The 18,196-nt window shown below is 33.7% G+C and carries 17 protein-coding genes and 1 pseudogene; 17 read left to right on the plus strand and 1 reads right to left on the minus strand.

Features of this window, described 5'->3' with window-relative positions:
* Positions 1 to 117 precede the first annotated feature (117 nt).
* Positions 118 to 759, plus strand: coding sequence for an ATP-binding cassette domain-containing protein (locus tag Q1K37_RS05250; RefSeq protein ID WP_300410184.1), 642 nt, complete (start codon positions 118 to 120; stop codon positions 757 to 759).
* A complete protein-coding gene (locus tag Q1K37_RS05255) occupies positions 746 to 1,516 on the plus strand; it encodes a hypothetical protein (RefSeq protein WP_300410187.1) in 771 nt (256 codons plus the stop codon). Before Q1K37_RS05250 ends, Q1K37_RS05255 begins: the two co-directional genes overlap by 14 nt.
* A gap of 835 nt (positions 1,517 to 2,351) precedes the next feature.
* Here Q1K37_RS05255 and Q1K37_RS05260 read toward each other — a convergent pair.
* Positions 2,352 to 5,255, minus strand: a complete 2,904-nt coding sequence (locus tag Q1K37_RS05260; protein ID WP_300410189.1) for an insulinase family protein — start codon at positions 5,253 to 5,255, stop codon at positions 2,352 to 2,354.
* Between the two features lie 257 nt (positions 5,256 to 5,512).
* On the opposite strand from Q1K37_RS05260, the gene Q1K37_RS05265 reads away from it, so the two are divergent.
* From Q1K37_RS05265 to Q1K37_RS05335, 15 genes and pseudogenes are all read left to right on the plus strand, one after another.
* Complete coding sequence (locus Q1K37_RS05265; protein ID WP_300410192.1) at positions 5,513 to 6,271, plus strand: exodeoxyribonuclease III; 759 nt, start codon at positions 5,513 to 5,515, stop codon at positions 6,269 to 6,271.
* A 9-nt stretch (positions 6,272 to 6,280) separates the two neighbouring features.
* On the plus strand, positions 6,281 to 6,493 hold the full coding sequence (locus Q1K37_RS05270) for a molybdopterin-binding protein (RefSeq protein ID WP_300410195.1): 213 nt from the start codon (positions 6,281 to 6,283) through the stop codon (positions 6,491 to 6,493).
* A gap of 255 nt (positions 6,494 to 6,748) precedes the next feature.
* Positions 6,749 to 7,393 carry a hypothetical protein gene (locus tag Q1K37_RS05275; RefSeq protein ID WP_300410199.1) on the plus strand — a complete coding sequence of 215 codons (645 nt, stop codon included), beginning with the start codon at positions 6,749 to 6,751 and terminating at the stop codon, positions 7,391 to 7,393.
* A 408-nt stretch (positions 7,394 to 7,801) separates the two neighbouring features.
* The gene (locus tag Q1K37_RS05280) at positions 7,802 to 8,254 is read left to right on the plus strand and encodes a hypothetical protein (protein WP_300410201.1); all 453 of its coding nucleotides are present in this window, start codon (positions 7,802 to 7,804) and stop codon (positions 8,252 to 8,254) included.
* A 78-nt stretch (positions 8,255 to 8,332) separates the two neighbouring features.
* Positions 8,333 to 8,977 carry a hypothetical protein gene (locus Q1K37_RS05285; protein ID WP_300410203.1) on the plus strand — a complete coding sequence of 215 codons (645 nt, stop codon included), beginning with the start codon at positions 8,333 to 8,335 and terminating at the stop codon, positions 8,975 to 8,977.
* A gap of 9 nt (positions 8,978 to 8,986) precedes the next feature.
* Complete coding sequence (locus Q1K37_RS05290; RefSeq protein WP_300410206.1) at positions 8,987 to 9,802, plus strand: hypothetical protein; 816 nt, start codon at positions 8,987 to 8,989, stop codon at positions 9,800 to 9,802.
* 12 nt (positions 9,803 to 9,814) lie between these two features.
* Positions 9,815 to 10,456, plus strand: coding sequence for an ATP-binding cassette domain-containing protein (locus Q1K37_RS05295; RefSeq protein ID WP_300410208.1), 642 nt, complete (start codon positions 9,815 to 9,817; stop codon positions 10,454 to 10,456).
* On the plus strand, positions 10,446 to 11,039 hold the full coding sequence (locus Q1K37_RS05300; protein ID WP_300410211.1) for a hypothetical protein: 594 nt from the start codon (positions 10,446 to 10,448) through the stop codon (positions 11,037 to 11,039). The genes Q1K37_RS05295 and Q1K37_RS05300 overlap by 11 nt, the downstream gene beginning before the upstream one ends.
* Positions 11,040 to 11,050: 11 nt before the next feature.
* Positions 11,051 to 11,884, plus strand: coding sequence for a hypothetical protein (locus Q1K37_RS05305; RefSeq protein WP_300410213.1), 834 nt, complete (start codon positions 11,051 to 11,053; stop codon positions 11,882 to 11,884).
* Position 11,885: 1 nt separating this feature from the next.
* Complete coding sequence (locus Q1K37_RS05310; RefSeq protein WP_300410215.1) at positions 11,886 to 12,617, plus strand: hypothetical protein; 732 nt, start codon at positions 11,886 to 11,888, stop codon at positions 12,615 to 12,617.
* Between the two features lie 526 nt (positions 12,618 to 13,143).
* Positions 13,144 to 14,196 (plus strand): S-methyl-5-thioribose-1-phosphate isomerase, encoded by a 1,053-nt coding sequence (locus Q1K37_RS05315; RefSeq protein ID WP_300410217.1) that lies wholly within the window; start codon positions 13,144 to 13,146, stop codon positions 14,194 to 14,196.
* Positions 14,196 to 14,849 carry an L-fuculose-phosphate aldolase gene (locus tag Q1K37_RS05320; RefSeq protein ID WP_300410219.1) on the plus strand — a complete coding sequence of 218 codons (654 nt, stop codon included), beginning with the start codon at positions 14,196 to 14,198 and terminating at the stop codon, positions 14,847 to 14,849. Before Q1K37_RS05315 ends, Q1K37_RS05320 begins: the two co-directional genes overlap by 1 nt.
* A gap of 73 nt (positions 14,850 to 14,922) precedes the next feature.
* Positions 14,923 to 16,053 (plus strand): annotated as a pseudogene (gene mtnK / locus Q1K37_RS05325) (S-methyl-5-thioribose kinase); the annotation flags it as partial.
* Positions 16,054 to 16,127: 74 nt separating this feature from the next.
* The gene (locus Q1K37_RS05330; protein ID WP_300410222.1) at positions 16,128 to 16,889 is read left to right on the plus strand and encodes a hypothetical protein; all 762 of its coding nucleotides are present in this window, start codon (positions 16,128 to 16,130) and stop codon (positions 16,887 to 16,889) included.
* Positions 16,890 to 17,020: 131 nt separating this feature from the next.
* Positions 17,021 to 18,136 (plus strand): ATP-NAD kinase family protein, encoded by a 1,116-nt coding sequence (locus Q1K37_RS05335; RefSeq protein ID WP_300410224.1) that lies wholly within the window; start codon positions 17,021 to 17,023, stop codon positions 18,134 to 18,136.
* Positions 18,137 to 18,196 lie beyond the last annotated feature (60 nt).

The raw sequence follows: 18,196 nt of genomic DNA on the forward strand, positions 1-18,196 counted from the left end.
ACCAGTTTCGGTTTCAAATGACCTATTCTTTTTACACAATTATATGGACTTTATCAATTTTATTGGTGTATTCATGTATGATTTATTAATATAAGTAATTATTAAACGGGAGTAAATATGAAAATAAAATTAAACAAAATAAAAAAATCGTTTAAAAATAATTGTATCATAAAAGATGCTACTTTTACTTTGAGACAAGGTGAGGTATCAGTCCTAAAGGCGCCCAATGGAACTGGGAAAACTACCATAGTAAATTTGATTTCAGGTTTGATGATACAAGACTCTGGAACTATTGAATTTGACGGATTAACTCAAAAAGATGTATGTATAATATACGGAGGAGATAAAAATCTCTACATGAAAAATACTGTAGATGAAAATTTATATTACTTTGGATTCTTAAGAGGACTTAGAAAAGATAAGATAAGATCAAATATACAAAAAATGAAATCAATATTTGTGAATTATGACAAGCTTAGGAATACTTTATGCGAAGAATTATCACACGGACAAAAGAGAATAGTTTCTATTTTTTCGTCTATAATTACCGACAATAAATGTATTATTTTGGACGAAGCTACTGAAGGGTTGGATCAAGAAAATATAGATATCTTGGTAAATCTCATAAATGAGATAAAAAAAGACGTGATAATTTTAATAGTATCACATGATATCCTATTTGTGAACGATTTAGTCTGTAATAAAATAGTAATAAAGAATTCTAGAATATATGAAGAGGTAGAAAATGAGATCAATTAGAGCGTTTTTGTATCAAATAAAGATGGAATTAAAGTCTACTGTAAGGTATAAGTTTGCATTTTTCTCTGATATTGCAGTTTTTAGTGTACTTTTGATATTTTTCTTTTTATCATCGTCGGGCTCATCGTTTTCAGATAAATACTCTAGCCAAGATAACAAAGAATTGCTTTTAGTAGGATATATGATGTGGACTTTTGCATCTGCGGCTATTTCTACGATGGCTACAGGGTTAAACTCGGAAGCAAGAAATGGTACTTTGGTTATGTTTTTGCACTCTAAAACACCAGTAGAAATTCTTTTGTTTGCAAAATTAATTAGTTCTCAAATAGTTCAACTAATAATTATATTGGTGTTGAGTTTAATATCGAGATTTTTATTCCATGTGCAACTGTCATTCAATCCAACATTAATTCTCCCCTTTCTAATAAACTTAGTAGGTATGTATGGGATAGGAATGGTGTTATGCGGTGTTTCGTTGTTTTTTAAAAAAACAGGGGCTTTAACATTGTTGATGCAATTAGTTACTTTGTTTGTCACAGATACATTGCCTTCTTCAGATACGATATTAAAGATAACGAGATACATACCACTTACAATTTGTAATGAAATAAGTAGACTTATTATAAGTTCAAAAAGTTATTCTTACACAGCTCTTTTTGGAATTATTATAAGTATAATTTGGGTGGTTGTTGGCATTCTAGTGTTTAGGTTTTTTTACGAAAAATCAAAGGTAAAAGGCAATTTGCTATTCTATTAATGAATATATTAAATTTAAAAACAACTACCAATAAATACTGATAGCTGCTGTGTTATTAAAATATTAGACTAAGGATATCAGTATTTAATCTTTTGGGTCAAAGAAACCTGTTGGAGGGGTGAATAATCATTCTACTCAACAGTTTTCAATTAAAAAATTACAATTACGCTACAAATCTTTTAAAATAAAGTTAGCACGAAAAAAAGGGAAGGTAAATTAAAAGTAAAAATATGTAAGAGACCTTGTTATGGTTATTAATAGTTGGAAATACATGATCATTGAAAACAAAATATAGGAGATATTTCTTACCGAAATAAACATCTAATACCCAGAATTGATGTTAAAAGATATAAAAATACGAAATTTAATAAAAATTTTACTGAAAACAATCCATTTGTATTCAAAAATTGTCAATTAACAACAAGGCTTAAAAGAAGTACACTTAACGGATTAAGGAGTAATATTTCAATTACAGATACCGCAAAGAAATATCTTGTTTCTCCAAAGACTGTTTCTGTTTTAATAGACCTAATAGAAATTAAGAGATTACAATTAGCAAAAATACTACACATAGATGAAATAAAATAGATTTAGGAATAGAATATTAGTACTTGAATAATATGCAAAATTTTAATGAAGAACGCAGCATTTTAGTAAGATAAGCCTATAGGGTTATTAAGGGAACCCAAAAACTCTTAATTAGTGACTATTTAGGAGCTATTGCAAAGGTAAGTGATTAGTTTAGTATAATTAAGAGAAGATGCCAACTTTTAGAGTTAGCATCTTCTAATAGTTTCTATAGAGGAAAATACTAGCGCCTCTTTTTCTCGTAACTTTACTTATTCAATGGTCTAATTTCCATGAAGATATCTTTATCTTCTTTTATTTTTTCGTTGTTTCCAATTGTTGCAACGTAGTTTTCTTTCATTGCTCTATCGATCAAGTCGGCGATGTCATCAAAGTCTTCTACTTTGGTATCTAAAGCCTCATTCAAATTCCTATTTAAGTCCTCTACGGTCTTTCCAGAGATATACATGGTAAGGGCGACATTTCCCTTTTGCATATTGGTTAGAGGAGGGTCAAATTTGGTCAATGAACCTATGATAAAGTTTACAAGTTCCTCCTTTGGAAGCTTTAAATTTCGTAAATATTCTCCAACGGAGTCATACACTTTTACTGTGTTTTTAACATTTGGGTCCCTATAGGAATACATGTGAATATTTCCTGCTTCATTGATTGACATTCCACAACCATAAGCTCCCCCTTGAGCCCTAATATTATTGTAGATGTAGGTTAAGGTCAACATAGAGGAAATTACAAGCATAGAGCCGTCGAAGTGGAACTCATCTGGTTTGAAGGAGTAGGTTTTAGTCACGTAGTTTACATTGGAAGATGAAGTTATACCCTCGTTTTTCTTTTCTAGATCAAAGACCAAGTCCGATTTATCCTGAGTCTTTGAATTAAACTTTTCAATTAGGCCCTTTCCTTCCTCTAAAACCCTCTTATATTCATCTTTATCTGTAGTGACATTGAAGATTAAGTTATTGGAATTGAAGACTTTTTCTCTAATCTCTTCCATTTTTTCCTTCAAAGCTTCAAAACGAGAGTCGAAGTCCTTGTTCAACTCATTGATAAAGTCATAATAGGAAACGCCACTGATATAGTCATTGAACTTTTCCTTTTGATTTTGATAGGACAAAGACCTTAAAATAGCAATACTATGGCCAGCTTGAAGAATTTGATTTTCAAGATTTATCTTGATTTGAGATAAGACTTCCTTCAATCTATTTTTATCATCAAACTTACTATTTAATAGCGCATCTCCAATCAGTTCAAACATATTCTTTGACTTTTCGCCGATGGCCTTTGAAGAAACCATAAATTTCTTATAGTAGTTACCTGGGTTCTTGTAGTCTGAAATAGTTGAAATAGTGGTGTTGATTCCACCAGTTTGTAGGTATATCTTAGTCTCCATATCCCTATAGGAATGGTTTATAGTGTCCACCTTAGTCAAAAGGTCTGAAAGAAGAGCGACATATTGAACATCTTCCTCTTTAACCCAAGACAAATCAAAACATAGGGTGATATAGTTTATCTTTCCAGAAAATAAATCGTGGAATAACACAGTATAGTTATTTTCCTTAAATTCCTCAGTTGGGATTTCCAGGACTTTTCTGTCGATATCCTCTAACTTTAGCTTAGGAATAGTCGCCTTTTCTTCCTCGGTGTCCTCACGGTTTTGGAAAGCTTCCAATCTCTTATTCTCTTCCAGAAGTTTATCCAGCTCTTCTTTAGACAAATTGTCCTTATAGGCTTGAAGCTTTTCATCCACCTTTTTGTCCAGTTCAAAGTTCTTTCCAGGATTTGCCTCTAGTGAAATGATTACCTTATTAGGATTGTTTAAAATATTTTCTTCGATAAATTTTTCAAAATAATCAGTGTCAATCTTTTCCCTAACTTCTGTAAGAACTTTTTCAAACTTGAAGTTCAAAGTAGGATCCTTGTCGTATAGCCAAGTATCAAGGGCAGAAATAAAGTAAATTATCCCCTTAGTTGGAAAATTTGAAGCCTCTCTAATATCGTATTCGATTTTATTTATAGCAGCTTCAATTTTTTCGGTGTCAATCTTTTCTTTTACAATCAATTTCAGTTGATTTTCAATGATATCCTTAAACTCATCTCTCTTTTCCTTAGAAGTGTTAATAGCCACAAGACCTAAACCCATTTCCATACCGTCGGTGTAAAGGCCATCAATATCCTCACCAATGCCGGCTTCAAGAAGAGCTAACTTTAAAGGAGAACCGTCATTTTCAAAAAGAGTACTTCTTACAATTGAATTTACTATAGCATCTACAGGATTATATTTAAACCCAGTTCTAACACCATAGATTAAAATATCCTTGTTTTCAGGGTCTTCTTCAGAAGAAATGGAGTATTCCACATTAAACTCCTTAGGACTGTCAAAGTCTGGTTGAACTGCAATTTCAGAGTCTATTTTATCAGCCTCAAACTTGCTTAAATACTCTTGGTCAATGAATCTTAACTGCTCTTCTAAATCCATGTTTCCATAGAGGAAGATAAAGGAGTTAGAAGGATGATACAACTTGTCATAAAAACCTACAAATTCCTCATAGGACAATTCAGGAATAGCATAAGGGTACCCACCAGACTCATTTCCATAGATGGAGTCGGGGAAAAGTCCCTTGGCAAACTCCTGATACATTATAGTGTCCTTAGAAGAGTAAGAGCCTTTCATCTCGTTGTAAACAACACCTTTGTAACTTAACTTATCCTCAGGGTTCTTTAGTTCATAATGCCAACCCTCCTGCAAGAAAATCTCCTTCTTTGTCCTAACAGCAGGAAAGAAGACAGCATCTAGATACACATCCATCAAATTGTGAAAGTCCTTGTCATTTCTGCTGGCAATAGGGTAGATGGTCTTGTCGGAAAAAGTCATAGCATTTAAAAAGGTTTGCATAGAAGACTTTAACAAGTCCATAAAAGGTTCCCTAGTCTTAAACTTCCTAGAACCATTTAGCACACAGTGCTCCGAAATATGAGCCACACCAGTAGAATTGTGAGGAGGAGTCCTAAACCCAATTCCAAAAACTTTATTGTCATCATCATTTTCAACGGCCATTAAACGAGCGTTGGTCTTTTTATGTTGAAAAATCTTTACATTGGATGAAATATCCTCGATAAACTCTTCAGATATCAATTTAAATCCATTTATATTCATAAATACCTCCCTTTCTTTAGTACATTATAACATGTATGCCCTAATTTATAAGCTTTAAAACAACGAAATTTTTGTAAAAATAAAAATGTTATTTTTGAAATCATTACAATAGGGTATAATAAATAGAGCGACTAATGACAATCGCCAGATGCAAACCTTCAACCTAGAGTAAAAGCATACATCATTTTACTCTATATATAAGGAAGGAAAATAATAAGCGTTGGTGCTTTGTCAAGGATTTATTATTAGGAGGAAAAATGAAACTAGTATCATGGAATGTTAACGGTCTAAGAGCAGCAATGAAAAAAGGCTTTATGGACTTTTTTGATAGTATTGACGCAGATATACTCTGCCTACAGGAAATAAAAATGAAGGAAGACCAATGGACCTTTGAATTTCCCAACAAGTACATCTTTATAAATAGTGCAGAAAGACCCGGATATTCAGGAACAGCTGTAATAACCAAGATAGAACCAAAAGAAGTGACCTTTGGAATAGGAATACCAGAGCATGACGACGAAGGAAGAGTTATAACCTGTGAATTTGACGACTTTTACCTTGTTAACTGCTACACACCAAACTCTAAAAGAGGCCTGGAAAGATTGGAGTATAGAACAGAAGTGTGGGAAAACCTCTTTAGAAAGTATCTTCTAGAACTAGATAGCATCAAACCTGTAATCCTATGTGGAGACCTAAATGTAGCCCATAAGGAGATTGACTTAAAAAACCCAGACACCAATAGGAGAAACGCTGGATTTACCGACGAGGAAAGAGAAATGATGACAAAACTACTGGACTCCGGGTTCATAGACACCTTTAGATACTTCTATCCTGACGCTACAGACAGATACAGTTGGTGGAGTTACTTTAGAAAGTCAAGGGACAGAAACATTGGCTGGAGAATTGACTACTTCCTAGTTTCCAATAGACTTGAAGAAAACTTAGTCGACGCCGATATATTAGACGAAGTCCTTGGGTCGGACCATTGTCCCATTCAATTAGAAATAAAATTTTAGGAGGATTAAATGAAACTATCAGCAAGAAATCAATTAAAGGGAAAAATAGTAGACATACAAGAAGGAGCAGTTAATGGAATTGTAAAGATAGACATTGGAGGAGGAAACACCATCTCTTCTACAATCTCCATGAATGCCATCAAAGAATTGGAACTGGAAGTAGGTAAGACAGCCTATGCAGTAATAAAAGCAACATCTGTAATGGTGGGAATAGACGAATAGACAAAGCCTTGGAGTGGAAGAGCCATTCCAAGGTTTTTTAATGGGAAAAGGTTAAGTGGAGTTAATTTATTGGATATACAAAATGAGGAAAATCTTAAAAAATGTAAAAGATTCATATTAGGACACCTTAAATTAATGTTAAATCTTGTTTTTAGATAGAAAGAATATGATTTATTTGGTAATATGGTTGTAGGACTATTTAATAACAAATAACCAACAAATCCGTCAAGAATTAATTATTAAATGGAGAATTATATGAAAAAGAAGAATATAAAATGGATAATACTTATTTTATTGGCTATTCCAATACTTTTCAAGGTAGTTATTGTTGGAATTGGAGAATTTGAAAAAAGTAAAAAGAAAGACGAAGATACCAATATCTATTTAGTCGGAGATACAATAAAAAATGATATCTTTCAGATGACAATTGATAAAATAGTGGTTAGTAAGACTCCTGAGGATATAGTAGGAATTAAGGAATATTTTAATGAACATGGAAAGGTAGTAAACCCGTACGACCCTCATAGCAAAAAAATACCTATTGAAGTTTCTGATGATGGTGTACTAGAAAATGATGTTTCTTATCTGAAATTGTATCTTACAGGAGAAAATATTGGTGGAGATCCGGTAGAAGGGATTAATTTAGGATCCTCATTAATTGGCGGAGGAGAACCTATTACTGGAACTATTCTCTTTTCCGATAAGGTAGCTGGAAAGAATATGGAATTTAATAATCATACGTTTAAAAAGGGAGAAAAAAAAGAAGTTGTAACTTCCTTTGTGGTATGGGATAAGGATTTGGAACAATTTAAAGATTCTCTATATTGGAGAGTGGATTTTCCTAAGGGAAAGGCTGAAAAAGAACCTTTAGCTAGAAATATTCAAATCACCATTGATTAGGAGAAGATGATGATTAAAAATTTTATTAACGTTTAAATTAGCATTTCATGCTAAGAATTTAAAAAAATTCATATACACGTTAAATCAAAAAAGACTTTTATGATTTAACTTTAATAAATGACTTATAATTAATGTAAGTAGTAAAAAAGGATTTGGCAAATTAACCTTCAATCCAACTTTATAGAAGCCCAATGTGATATGTAGAATATGATTAATGTTAATATTACAATAAATCTTTGTAAATTCAGAGCTTTAGTGTAGAAACATTCAATTTAATTTGATAATATAAATATAGAAATAAAAATAAATCTAAAGCCTTTGGCGTTTTTAGAATACGTTGGTATTCTGTGGGTTTAGTTTTTAAAAGTAAAATAAGGGGCATTGATTAGTCAAAGAGAGGAGTATAAAATGAAAAAATTAAAGAGATTTATATTATCAGGAGCGTTAACCTTGCTATTGGCTGTTTCAACAATAGGAACTGTATCAATGGCTAACAACCATCAAGACATAAAATTCTGGCATGAATTCAAAGTTTTTGAAAATCAATTTACGGTGAACTTTGGAGAACATAGAAGAGTTGAAAAGGCGGATAGATCTTCTTCCTATGTAAAATGCATTAGAGATAGATTTTATGTAGAATCCATAAGACTACAAGATGGAGGAGATGGGATAAAGATGAGTAATTTCAAAAAAATGCATCTAAGTAATGGTCAAGAAATGGTTGGAGAAAATTGGGTTGGAGTAGGACAAAGGGCTGTTCCTAGAATAGAAAAAGGTCCTAGATTTTCAACGCCATATGTAGAAGGATTGTTTAGTCCTGATAATTATGATGGGTATACAGATACTAGGAGATTAAACTAAAGGTTAACTTTTAGAGTAAGAAAAATTCTATAAAGGATATGCCCCTTATTTTATTTATACATTTAGATGGAGAATTATATGAAAAAGAAGAATATTAAATGGATTATACTTATACTTATGGTCATTCCAGTACTTTATAAGGTATTTACTATTGGACTTGGAGAATTTAAAAAGAGTGAAAGAATAGAAAAGGATACCAATATCTACAAGGTTGGAGACACTATTAAAAATGATATCTTTCAGATGACAATTGATAAAATAGTGGTTAGTAAGACTCCTGAGGATATAGTAGGAATTAAGGAATATTTTAATGAACATGGAAAGGTAGTAAACCCGTACGACCCTCATAGCAAAAAAATACCTATTGAAGTTTCTGATGATGGTGTACTAGAAAATGATGTTTCTTATCTGAAATTGTATCTTACAGGAGAAAATATTGGTGGAGATCCGGTAGAAGGGATTAATTTAGGATCCTCATTAATTGGCGGAGGAGAACCTATTACTGGAACTATTCTCTTTTCCGATAAGGTAGCTGGAAAGAATATGGAATTTAATAATCATACGTTTAAAAAGGGAGAAAAAAAAGAAGTTGTAACTTCCTTTGTGGTATGGGATAAGGATTTGGAACAATTTAAAGATTCTCTATATTGGAGAGTGGATTTTCCTAAGGGAAAGGCTGAAAAAGAACCTTTAGCTAGAAATATTCAAATCACCCTTGATTAGGAGAAGATGATGATTAAAAATTTAATTAACTTTTTAAAGAGACAAAGATTGGTGGTTTTGTTGCTGATTCTTTGTATCTTTCTTTTTCAATTATACCATTATGGATATTTGCAAATCATGGATCCAATGGTTAAGAAGAGCCTTTCACCTGTGGATATGGTATGGCTATTTTTTAATGGTGCCAAGTACTTTGAATTTGGAGATCTCTTTTTTGTTAAAGAACTACCTTATATTTGGATAACCTTCCATGGACTCTGGTTTTATATTGTCTTTAAAGAGTTCGGCCTTTCAAGGGATAATTTTACAGTGCAAAAAATAATAAGGGAGGGAAGTAGAAAAACTTGGTGGAGAAGAAAATGGGCAGAAGTTCAAGTAAATAATATTTTGCTTTTTGTTATATTTATTATAGTCATAGTTAGCACCAATTTTTACAACTTTGTAGGAGAAGGTGGTTCTTTTATCAACGACTTGTACTTGATGTCAAATCAAATGACAATTCCCAAAGTATTAAATAATGGAATCTTAGTGCTGCGTTTGCTAATTTTACCACTCATGAGCATTTGTTGTATGACTTCTGTGATTGCAGTAATAGAGATTTTCATAAGCAAAGATATGGCTTCCTATTTAACTGCTTTTGTTCTCTTATTTGCGTCCATGTTTTTTGATATTCCGATTTTATTTATGAACTACGCCATGACCATAAGGAATATGAACTATTCAGAGATGTTGGTGAACGATCTTTTGGGAATTGTAATTTTACTAGGTATTATTCTTATAACCTATATAATAGGAGATAAAAAGGTTGAAAGACTAGAAATAATTTAAAAGGGGAAGAAAATGAAAATAGAAATAGAAAATGTAGAAAAATCCTTTGATAAAGGAAAGGTTCTAGATGATATTAACCTTACCTTTGAAAGTGGAAAGATTTATGGTTTAAAGGGAAGAAATGGTAGTGGAAAGACCATGCTTCTTCGTGTTATTGCAGGACTTATCTTGCCAAATAGAGGAAAAGTTACAGTGGATGGAAAGGTTTTGGGTGAGGACATCTCTTTTCCTCCAAGTATTGGAGTGCTAATTGAAAATCCTGGGTATATTCCTGAACTTTCAGGAAAGGATAATCTTAAGAATATTGCTGAGATTAAAGGGATTGTAACTGATGAAAAAATAGAAGATACCATGAGGCACTTTGATTTGGACCCAGGAAATAAGAAGTCAGTTAAGAAGTATTCCTTGGGAATGAAACAAAAGCTAGGTCTTTGTATGGCTTTTATGGAAGACCCGGAGCTTATTTTACTGGATGAGCCGATGAATGCACTAGATGAAAAAGCTGTTAAAACATTGAAGGATTTTCTTTTTGAAAAGAAGAATGAAAATAAGCTTATTATCATAGCATCCCATGATATGGAAGACTTAGAACTATTGGCAGATGAAATTATTGAGATGCATAATGGAGAGGTAGTAAAGAAAAATGAAAAATAATACTAGGACTAAAAGGACTATTTTTTTTGTTTTTCTTTTTTTAACCCTAGCGGTATTGTTCTTTTTTGCTGTAAGAAGACAGATAAATTATCCTGCCCCTGCGACTAGAGTTTTTGAAAGGGGAGACAAGGTTAAAATATATGGGACTGAAAACAGCTATATTACAGTTGTGGATAGTAAAATAGTATCCAAGGAGGACTACTTAGCCTTTAGTGGCGATGAAGATTACTATCCAGATAGTGATTTAAAAGCAGTAGTAGTCCACTTTGTTATAAATAACGAAGGTAAAAATCCTGAAAATATAGAATACAACAGGTTTCCCATAAGCTACTTGGCTTCAAAAAACATGGCTGGACCTTATAAGCTCTTTAAAGAGATAAAATATGATGAAAATACAAAGGAGTGGAAGGCTGAAAGAGGGGTAAAGTTTGAAACATTACCTGGAGAAGAAACGGAAGGATATATGGTAGTGACATTTTTAGAAATCAATGATCCTGCGGATGTGTGGAAGAATTTTGATAATAATCCAATCTATTTGACTGTGTCCTACTATCCTGTACATCAAAAGATTAGGTTAAACTAAGGGAGGTAAAAGTGAAGGTATTTTCTATAGAATTTAAAAGGGGAGTTAGAAGTCGAGCTTTTAAAGTGACTATATTGGCAGGTTTTGTGCTTGCCTTTATCCAGTTTATAAAAATGGGTCTTTTGTCTGGAGATGAAATGGAAGTTTTAAAAGAGCATGGTATAAGTACCGTTGCTGCTGGAATTAGTAATATTCACAATAGCTGGCTAGGTGGAGAGCTAAATAGTTTTTATAGCTCAATATTTTGGGCGGTCTTCCCATTTCTAATAACAATTCCCTTTGCTAGGTCCTACTTTGTAGATAGAAAGTTTGGAAGGATAAAAAATGTGCTAACGAGAACAAACCCAAAGGACTACTATATATCCATATGGCTTAGTAATTTTTTGATAGCGGGAATTGCAAGTATACTCCCACTACTATTAAGTCTGGCATTACATTCAACTACTTCCACTTGGATGAGACCCTTTGTAGAAACTTCAACATTTGAAGTTGGTTACCAAAGTAGTGAGACCATGTTTTATCTATTTTACAACAAGACAGCTTTATACCAACTGATATATTTTATCAATATCTTTATCTTTGCAGGACTACTATCTAATATTGGGCTGGTATCTGTAATAGTAGAGGAAAGGTTTTTTGTACCCCTATTTGTTCCATTTGTTATTTGGATGTTTACAGATCTTATGTCCATATTGTATCCTAGTTTTTTTATTAGCTTAAAGAATTATTTGAACCCTGTAGGAGGGAGCATAACATTAGCAAAATCCTTAGTACTTATAGTAATTTTGTTCTTAAGTTCTGCTATTCCTCTTTGGTATCAATATAAATATAAGAAGGATTTTTAATATGGTAAAGAAAATAAAATTTTATCTTTTAACCTTAATAATTAGCATAATTTCTGCAAGGGCAGTTTTGATTTCAATTGACGACTTTGAAAAGTATATTAGCTTTTATTCCTTAGCTGATTTGTTGGTTCAGTATTGTAGCCGTTTACTTATTGGATTTTTTATATTGCCGATTTTGATGATTATGCTTAACTCCTTAAATAAAAAATATGAAGATTTTAACGCCATCCTCTCCTACAAATCCCGAGAGAAAATCTATAACAATATTGTAAAGGATAATATTTTAATGTGCTTTAAATTTGTGTTTTTTTTAACAATTTGCGTAATAGCTTATTATAAATTAAAGTATCCAAATATGGCATTGATAAATTGGGATAGTACAGAGTCTTATTTTTCTAGTTTGACCAATGGAACTATTGATATTGGATTTCAGTGGATAGTTTTTTTGTTTATGAATGGACTGCTTTTTGCTTCAGTAGTTACAAGCTTATTTATGATAGTAATAACCGAGTACACTGGGTCAAAAGCCTATGCATGGGTGATTTTTCTAGCCTTGATGGTTAATGAAATGTTCTTTGGGAAATATGCTTTTTTGGTAGGTCATGCGCTAATACAATACGATTTTGTTATTTATCAAGGTTTAATTCTTAGATATATGGCAATAGGCATTATAGAGATTATAGTATTATATGCACTAGGTAAAAGAGCATACCTAAAGAAGGATTTTCTATAGGTAAAAAGATGAATAGTTTAAATAGCAAGTTAAAGATAATCTTTTGAACTTGTGCAGTAATGTTGATAGTTTTATAGGGTATAAATTGTGCTGCGACATTTAAAATACCCAGCTCCATCAACAAAGATTTTTGAAATGGGAGATAAGGTTAAAACATACGGGACTGAAAATAGTTATATCACTGTGAAGGGCAGTAAAATATTATCCGAGGAGAATTCCCCGAAATTTTACCTTGTGGAGAGACGGAAGTCTATATGGTGGTGACATTTCTAGATTCAAATAATCCACCAGATGTGTGGAAGAATTTCGAAAACAATCACAGGGACCTTACAGTGTCCTATTATCCAGTACATAAAAAGATAAAATTGAATTAGGTAATGTAAGACTATAAATTTAATAATGGTTTATTAACTGCCTTTGGGTATATACTCGGAGGCGGTTTTGTTTTAATTTAATTGTAGGTCTCTAAAATTCCCCAAATTTCATTAATGCTCCAGGTTATTATATAATTATTGGGAGGTGGGAAATGAACAGACAAGACTATGATATGGCTTTTATGCTTAGGTATGAAAATGTGGCTTGGTATGAGGATGGGGAAGTTCGGATTTTAGACAGGCGGATCTATCCTACTAGTGTTGAATTTGTACGATGTAAGTCCTATGGGGAAGTCGCCCAGGCCATAGCTGATATGGTGACTCAATCGGCAGGTCCCTACACTGCTTGTGGCATGGGAATGGCTTTGGCTGCTTTTGAATGTAGGGGTATGACTGAAAGTGAACAGATTTCTTTTATGGAAAGGGCTGCAAAGACTCTCTCCAATGCAAGGCCAACTACTTCCAATCGCATGGGTAAGATCACTTCTGGCTGTTTGGAGGAATTTAAGTTGGCATTGCAGGAGTCCAGGGATACTGTAGAAGCTATGTTTAACAGGACTTTGGATTCTTTAAATAGAAGATATTCTACTATGTCCATTGTTGGAAGGTATCTTGTGGACTTAATGGACAAAGATTTTAATGTTATGACCCAGTGTTTTGGAGAGACCATTGTTGGAACCATGCTTAGAGAAGCTAAAAGACGAGGGTACAATCTTTCTCTATGGGTTCCTGAGACAAGGCCCTACTTTCAAGGTTCCAGATTAACTGCATCGGTGAGTCATGATATGGGCTTTGATACAACTGTAATAACGGACAATATGGTAAGCCAAGTGCTTAAGGAAAAAGAAATCAACATCTTCACATCTGCCGCCGACTCCATAACCATGGACGGATATGTGGTAAATAAAATTGGCACTTATCAAATTGCTCTTTCTTCCAAGTACCACGGTGTGCCCTACTTTGTTACAGGGATTCCCGATGTAGATAAAGTGACCATCGCTAATGTGGAAATTGAATATAGAGATGGGGACAGGGTTTTGGAAGCAAGAGGCATAAGAAACGCCATGGAAGGGGTAAGAGGCTACTATCCTTCTTTTGATATTACCCCACCAGAGTTAATTTCTGGAATTGTGACGGATAAGGGAATTTTTACATCCTATAATATAGAAGACTATACTAAGACTGAGACTAAGGAGTTTTATTGATGAGATTTTTTAAAGAGAGACTTGAACTTGTAGACGGTGGAAACAAGTTGTTGGACTTGGGACTAACCAAGGGAACAGGGGGAAACCTATCTATTTATATTAGAGATGAGGGGTTAATGCTTATCACTCCATCGGGAATTGAGTATCCTAATTTAAAACCGGAGGATATGGTATTGATGGACTTAAAGGGAAATATTGTGGAGGGGGACTTAAAGCCGTCCTCTGAACATAGGATGCATTCCATTGTCTATGAAACAAGAGATGACATCAATGCAATTGTCCACTCTCATACCACCTATTGTGGTGCCGTTTCCTGTTTAAGGGAGAACTTAAAGGCGGTACATTATATGATTGCCGTTGGTGGTGGTAAGGATGTTAGATGCGCTGAATATGCTACTTTTGGCACTGAGGAATTGGCTAAAAACGCCCTTAGGGCCATGGAGGACAGAAAGGCTGTACTTTTGGCAAACCATGGTCTATTGGCAGGGGCAGAGGATATTGCAAATGCCATCAATATAACGGATGAGTTGGAATTTGTGGCAAAAATCTACTTTCTAACAAAATCTGTGGGAAATCCTGTAATCCTTTCTGATGAAGAGATGGACTTGATGAAGATAAAGTTTGCAAATTATGGAAATATAAAGGGAAAGTAAGGGATATTTTGACATATAGACTACTTAATGAAAATGAGATAATAAATTATGCTGTGGAAAAGGGGCTTTTAATTCTACCCAGGGTCTTTCATGTGAGGAGATTGGAGACGGAAATATCAACTATGTGTTTCGAGTTAAAAGTGAAAATAAGTCCTATATTTTAAAACAGGCCCATAGTCTTTTAAGGTCTTCAGGAAGGCCGTTAAATCAGCAAAGAGCGGACATCGAAGCCTTTATGTTAAACTATTACAATAAGACTTTGCCAAAATACGTTCCTAAACTCCATTATTATGATAAGGAGCTAAAACTTATGATAATGGATGATTTAAGGGACTATAAAAACCTTAGAATGGAGTATATCAAGGGTAATTTTTATCCGCATCTCTCTAAGGCTTTGGGAGAGTTTTCTGTTAAAAGCCTATTGAAAAGCTCCTATTTTTATATGGATTTAAAAAAGTTTAGAAGGCTTCAAGGGCTATTTATAAATGACGAAATGTGTGATATTACTGAAGATTTGGTATTGACGGAACCCTATAATGACTATAGGGGAAGAAATGTGATAACTAAAGGTTTAGAGGATTTTGTTCGGGAAAATATTTATGAAGATAGGAAGTTAAATCTAAGGGTTGGTTTACTAAAGGAGAAATTTGTGACTCAAAAGCAGGCCCTTCTTCACGGAGACCTACATTCTGGGTCCATCTTTGTGAGGGGGGATTTGGTAAAGGTCATTGACCCGGAATTTGCAGTCTTTGGTCCCATGGGTTACGATCTGGGAAATGTCCTTGGCCATATGTTCTTTGGCCTTATCTACAATGAAAAAGTCAAGGAAGACCATAATATAACAAAAAGAATTGAAGGGCAAATTGAAGATTTTATAGGGGAAGTCTTTAGAAATCTAAAGATCTATTTTTACAACAATCCTGTGGAAGATGAGATGTTTAACAATCCATCCTATATTAAAAGAAAGATTAAATCCATTATGGCTGATATGTATTCCTATTGTGGCACGGAAATAATCCGTAGGACCATTGGAGATTCTCAAGTTTTGGAACTTACTTCCATAGAGGACGCAAACCTTAGGATAAAAATGGATAGACAGATCCTTCAATTTGGAAAGTATTTAATTAATTCACCGGAAAGTATAAATTCTACAAATATTATACAAATTTATCACATTTGGCAGAATCCTTCTAATTCTATATAATGGTACTTGCGACTGAAAAGGGTAATAATAAAGAGGTAAGAACAAATTAACCAATATTAGACAAGGAATGGGACATGAGACAAGACGAATTAAATATTAGGATAGAAGATTACTTGAAGAACTATAAGGATGAGGTACTTAGGGATAAATCTAATGATGAGCTTAAAGTAGACCTAAGGTCGAATTTTATTAAAGACTCCTTTGAGCTAATGACTAAGTACTATAATAAGGAAGTTATTGAATCCTATGGAGGGGACTTAAAGTCTCCAAAGGTTTTGGGGATGAATCTATTTTTACCCCTTTTTGAAAACTCTATGCTGTTAAAGGATGTGTTGGCCCATGTTTTAGAAAGAAATGGGGAAGAGCTTGGAAAGGTTAAAGACATAGACTTTGATAGGGTTTTAAATAGGGACTTTAATAATGCTTTGGATCTTTTTATAGAATTGGAAACTGGGGAGAAAATCTATTTTGAGTTTACTTATTGGGAGGACAACTTTGGATCTTTTATTGGAGAAAATAACCAAGAGTTATGGGAGAAGGAGTTCTCTGTTCAAAGGGATAGATCTTTGTATTTAAAGGAAATGGATAGACAAGATTTCTGTAAGAATTTTAGAATCAATAGAAATATATCCCTTTTGGAAGACGAAAGTGACTATATTGTATTTATTTATCCTTTTGAAAATGAGGCTTTGAAGGAGAGAATGGAAGAGTTTGACTTTGAAAATCTTAAAAAGGTGGATTTACATGAACTCCTATACTTTATTTTAAAGAGGGATTTAACTGAAGAGGAAGAGGAGTACTATAGAGAGTTTTCAAGAAAATATCTTATATATTAGTTGACCGTGGATGAACCATGGTCTTTTTATATTGACTTTAATTAATGGGCATTGGTACAAATGTATTAAAATAGGGTAAGAATATAACTATGATAATAGATGGAATTAGTATTACAAGGAGATGACTATTGATGAAAATAGGTTTAATAATAAACCCTGTTGCTGGTATTGGTGGCTCTGTAGGGCTTAAGGGAAGTGACGGGGAACAGACTCAAAAACTTGCCTTAGAAAAGGGAGGTAAGTTTTTATCCAATCAAAAGGCCAAGGTTGCCTTAGAGGAACTGGTGGACTTGAGGGATAAAATTGAATTTATTACCGGTCCTGGAAAGATGGGGGAAGAGGTTCTAAAGGAACTGGACTTCAATTATAAGGTAATGGGCGAAAACAAGGATAAGACCACTTTTGAGGACACGGAAAGTATTGCCAGGATGATGAAGGATGAGGGTGTAAAACTTATCCTATTTGCCGGTGGTGATGGTACTGCTAGAAATATTTTCAATGCCATTGAAGTTTCTATTCCAAGTATAGGTATCCCAGCAGGGGTTAAGATTCACTCTGCAGTCTATGCCAATAGTCCAAAGGATGCTGGTCTTGTGGCAAAGAGCTTTGTAGAAGATCCTAGTAGTATTATCACAAGTAATGCAGAGGTTATGGATATAGACGAGGAAAAGTTTAGAAACAATATCCTGGAAGCTAAGCTCTATGGATATTTAAATGTTCCAAGGATGGAAAAGCTTATGCAAAGTTCCAAGTCCGTATCTGCTTCTAGTGCTGAAGAGATTGACGGAATTGCCGAGGAATTGGAAAAGATAATGGCACAAAAATCCAAGGATACTGTCTTCGTGGTTGGAACAGGCGGTACTGTAAACTCCGTAATGGAGGATATTGGATATGATGTGTCTCTTTTGGGAGTGGACTTAATCTACAAAGGAGAAATCATCCTAAAGGATGCTACGGAAAATGAAATCTATGATTTTATCAAGGACAAAGAAGCCTGTTTAATTGTCACTGTAATCGGAGGACAGGGCCATGTCTTTGGTAGAGGGAACCAACAGCTTAGTCCAAGGATAATTCGCCATATTGGAAAGGACAATATTATAATAATTGCTACTCATGCCAAGCTTTACTCTATAAAAAATGGGGTTATCAAGGCAGACACTTCCGACCCAGAACTTGACGAAGCGTTAAAGGGGTACTGGAAGATACTAATTGGCTACAATCACACCTTGGTCTTTAAGATGGATTAAAAACTATAACCTTAAGGAATTAGTCTAGTTACTATTGAATTTTATTCTCATATTAACTAG

This window comes from Lagierella sp., assembly GCF_029983815.1.
Taxonomy (GTDB): domain Bacteria; phylum Bacillota; class Clostridia; order Tissierellales; family Peptoniphilaceae; genus Mediannikoviicoccus.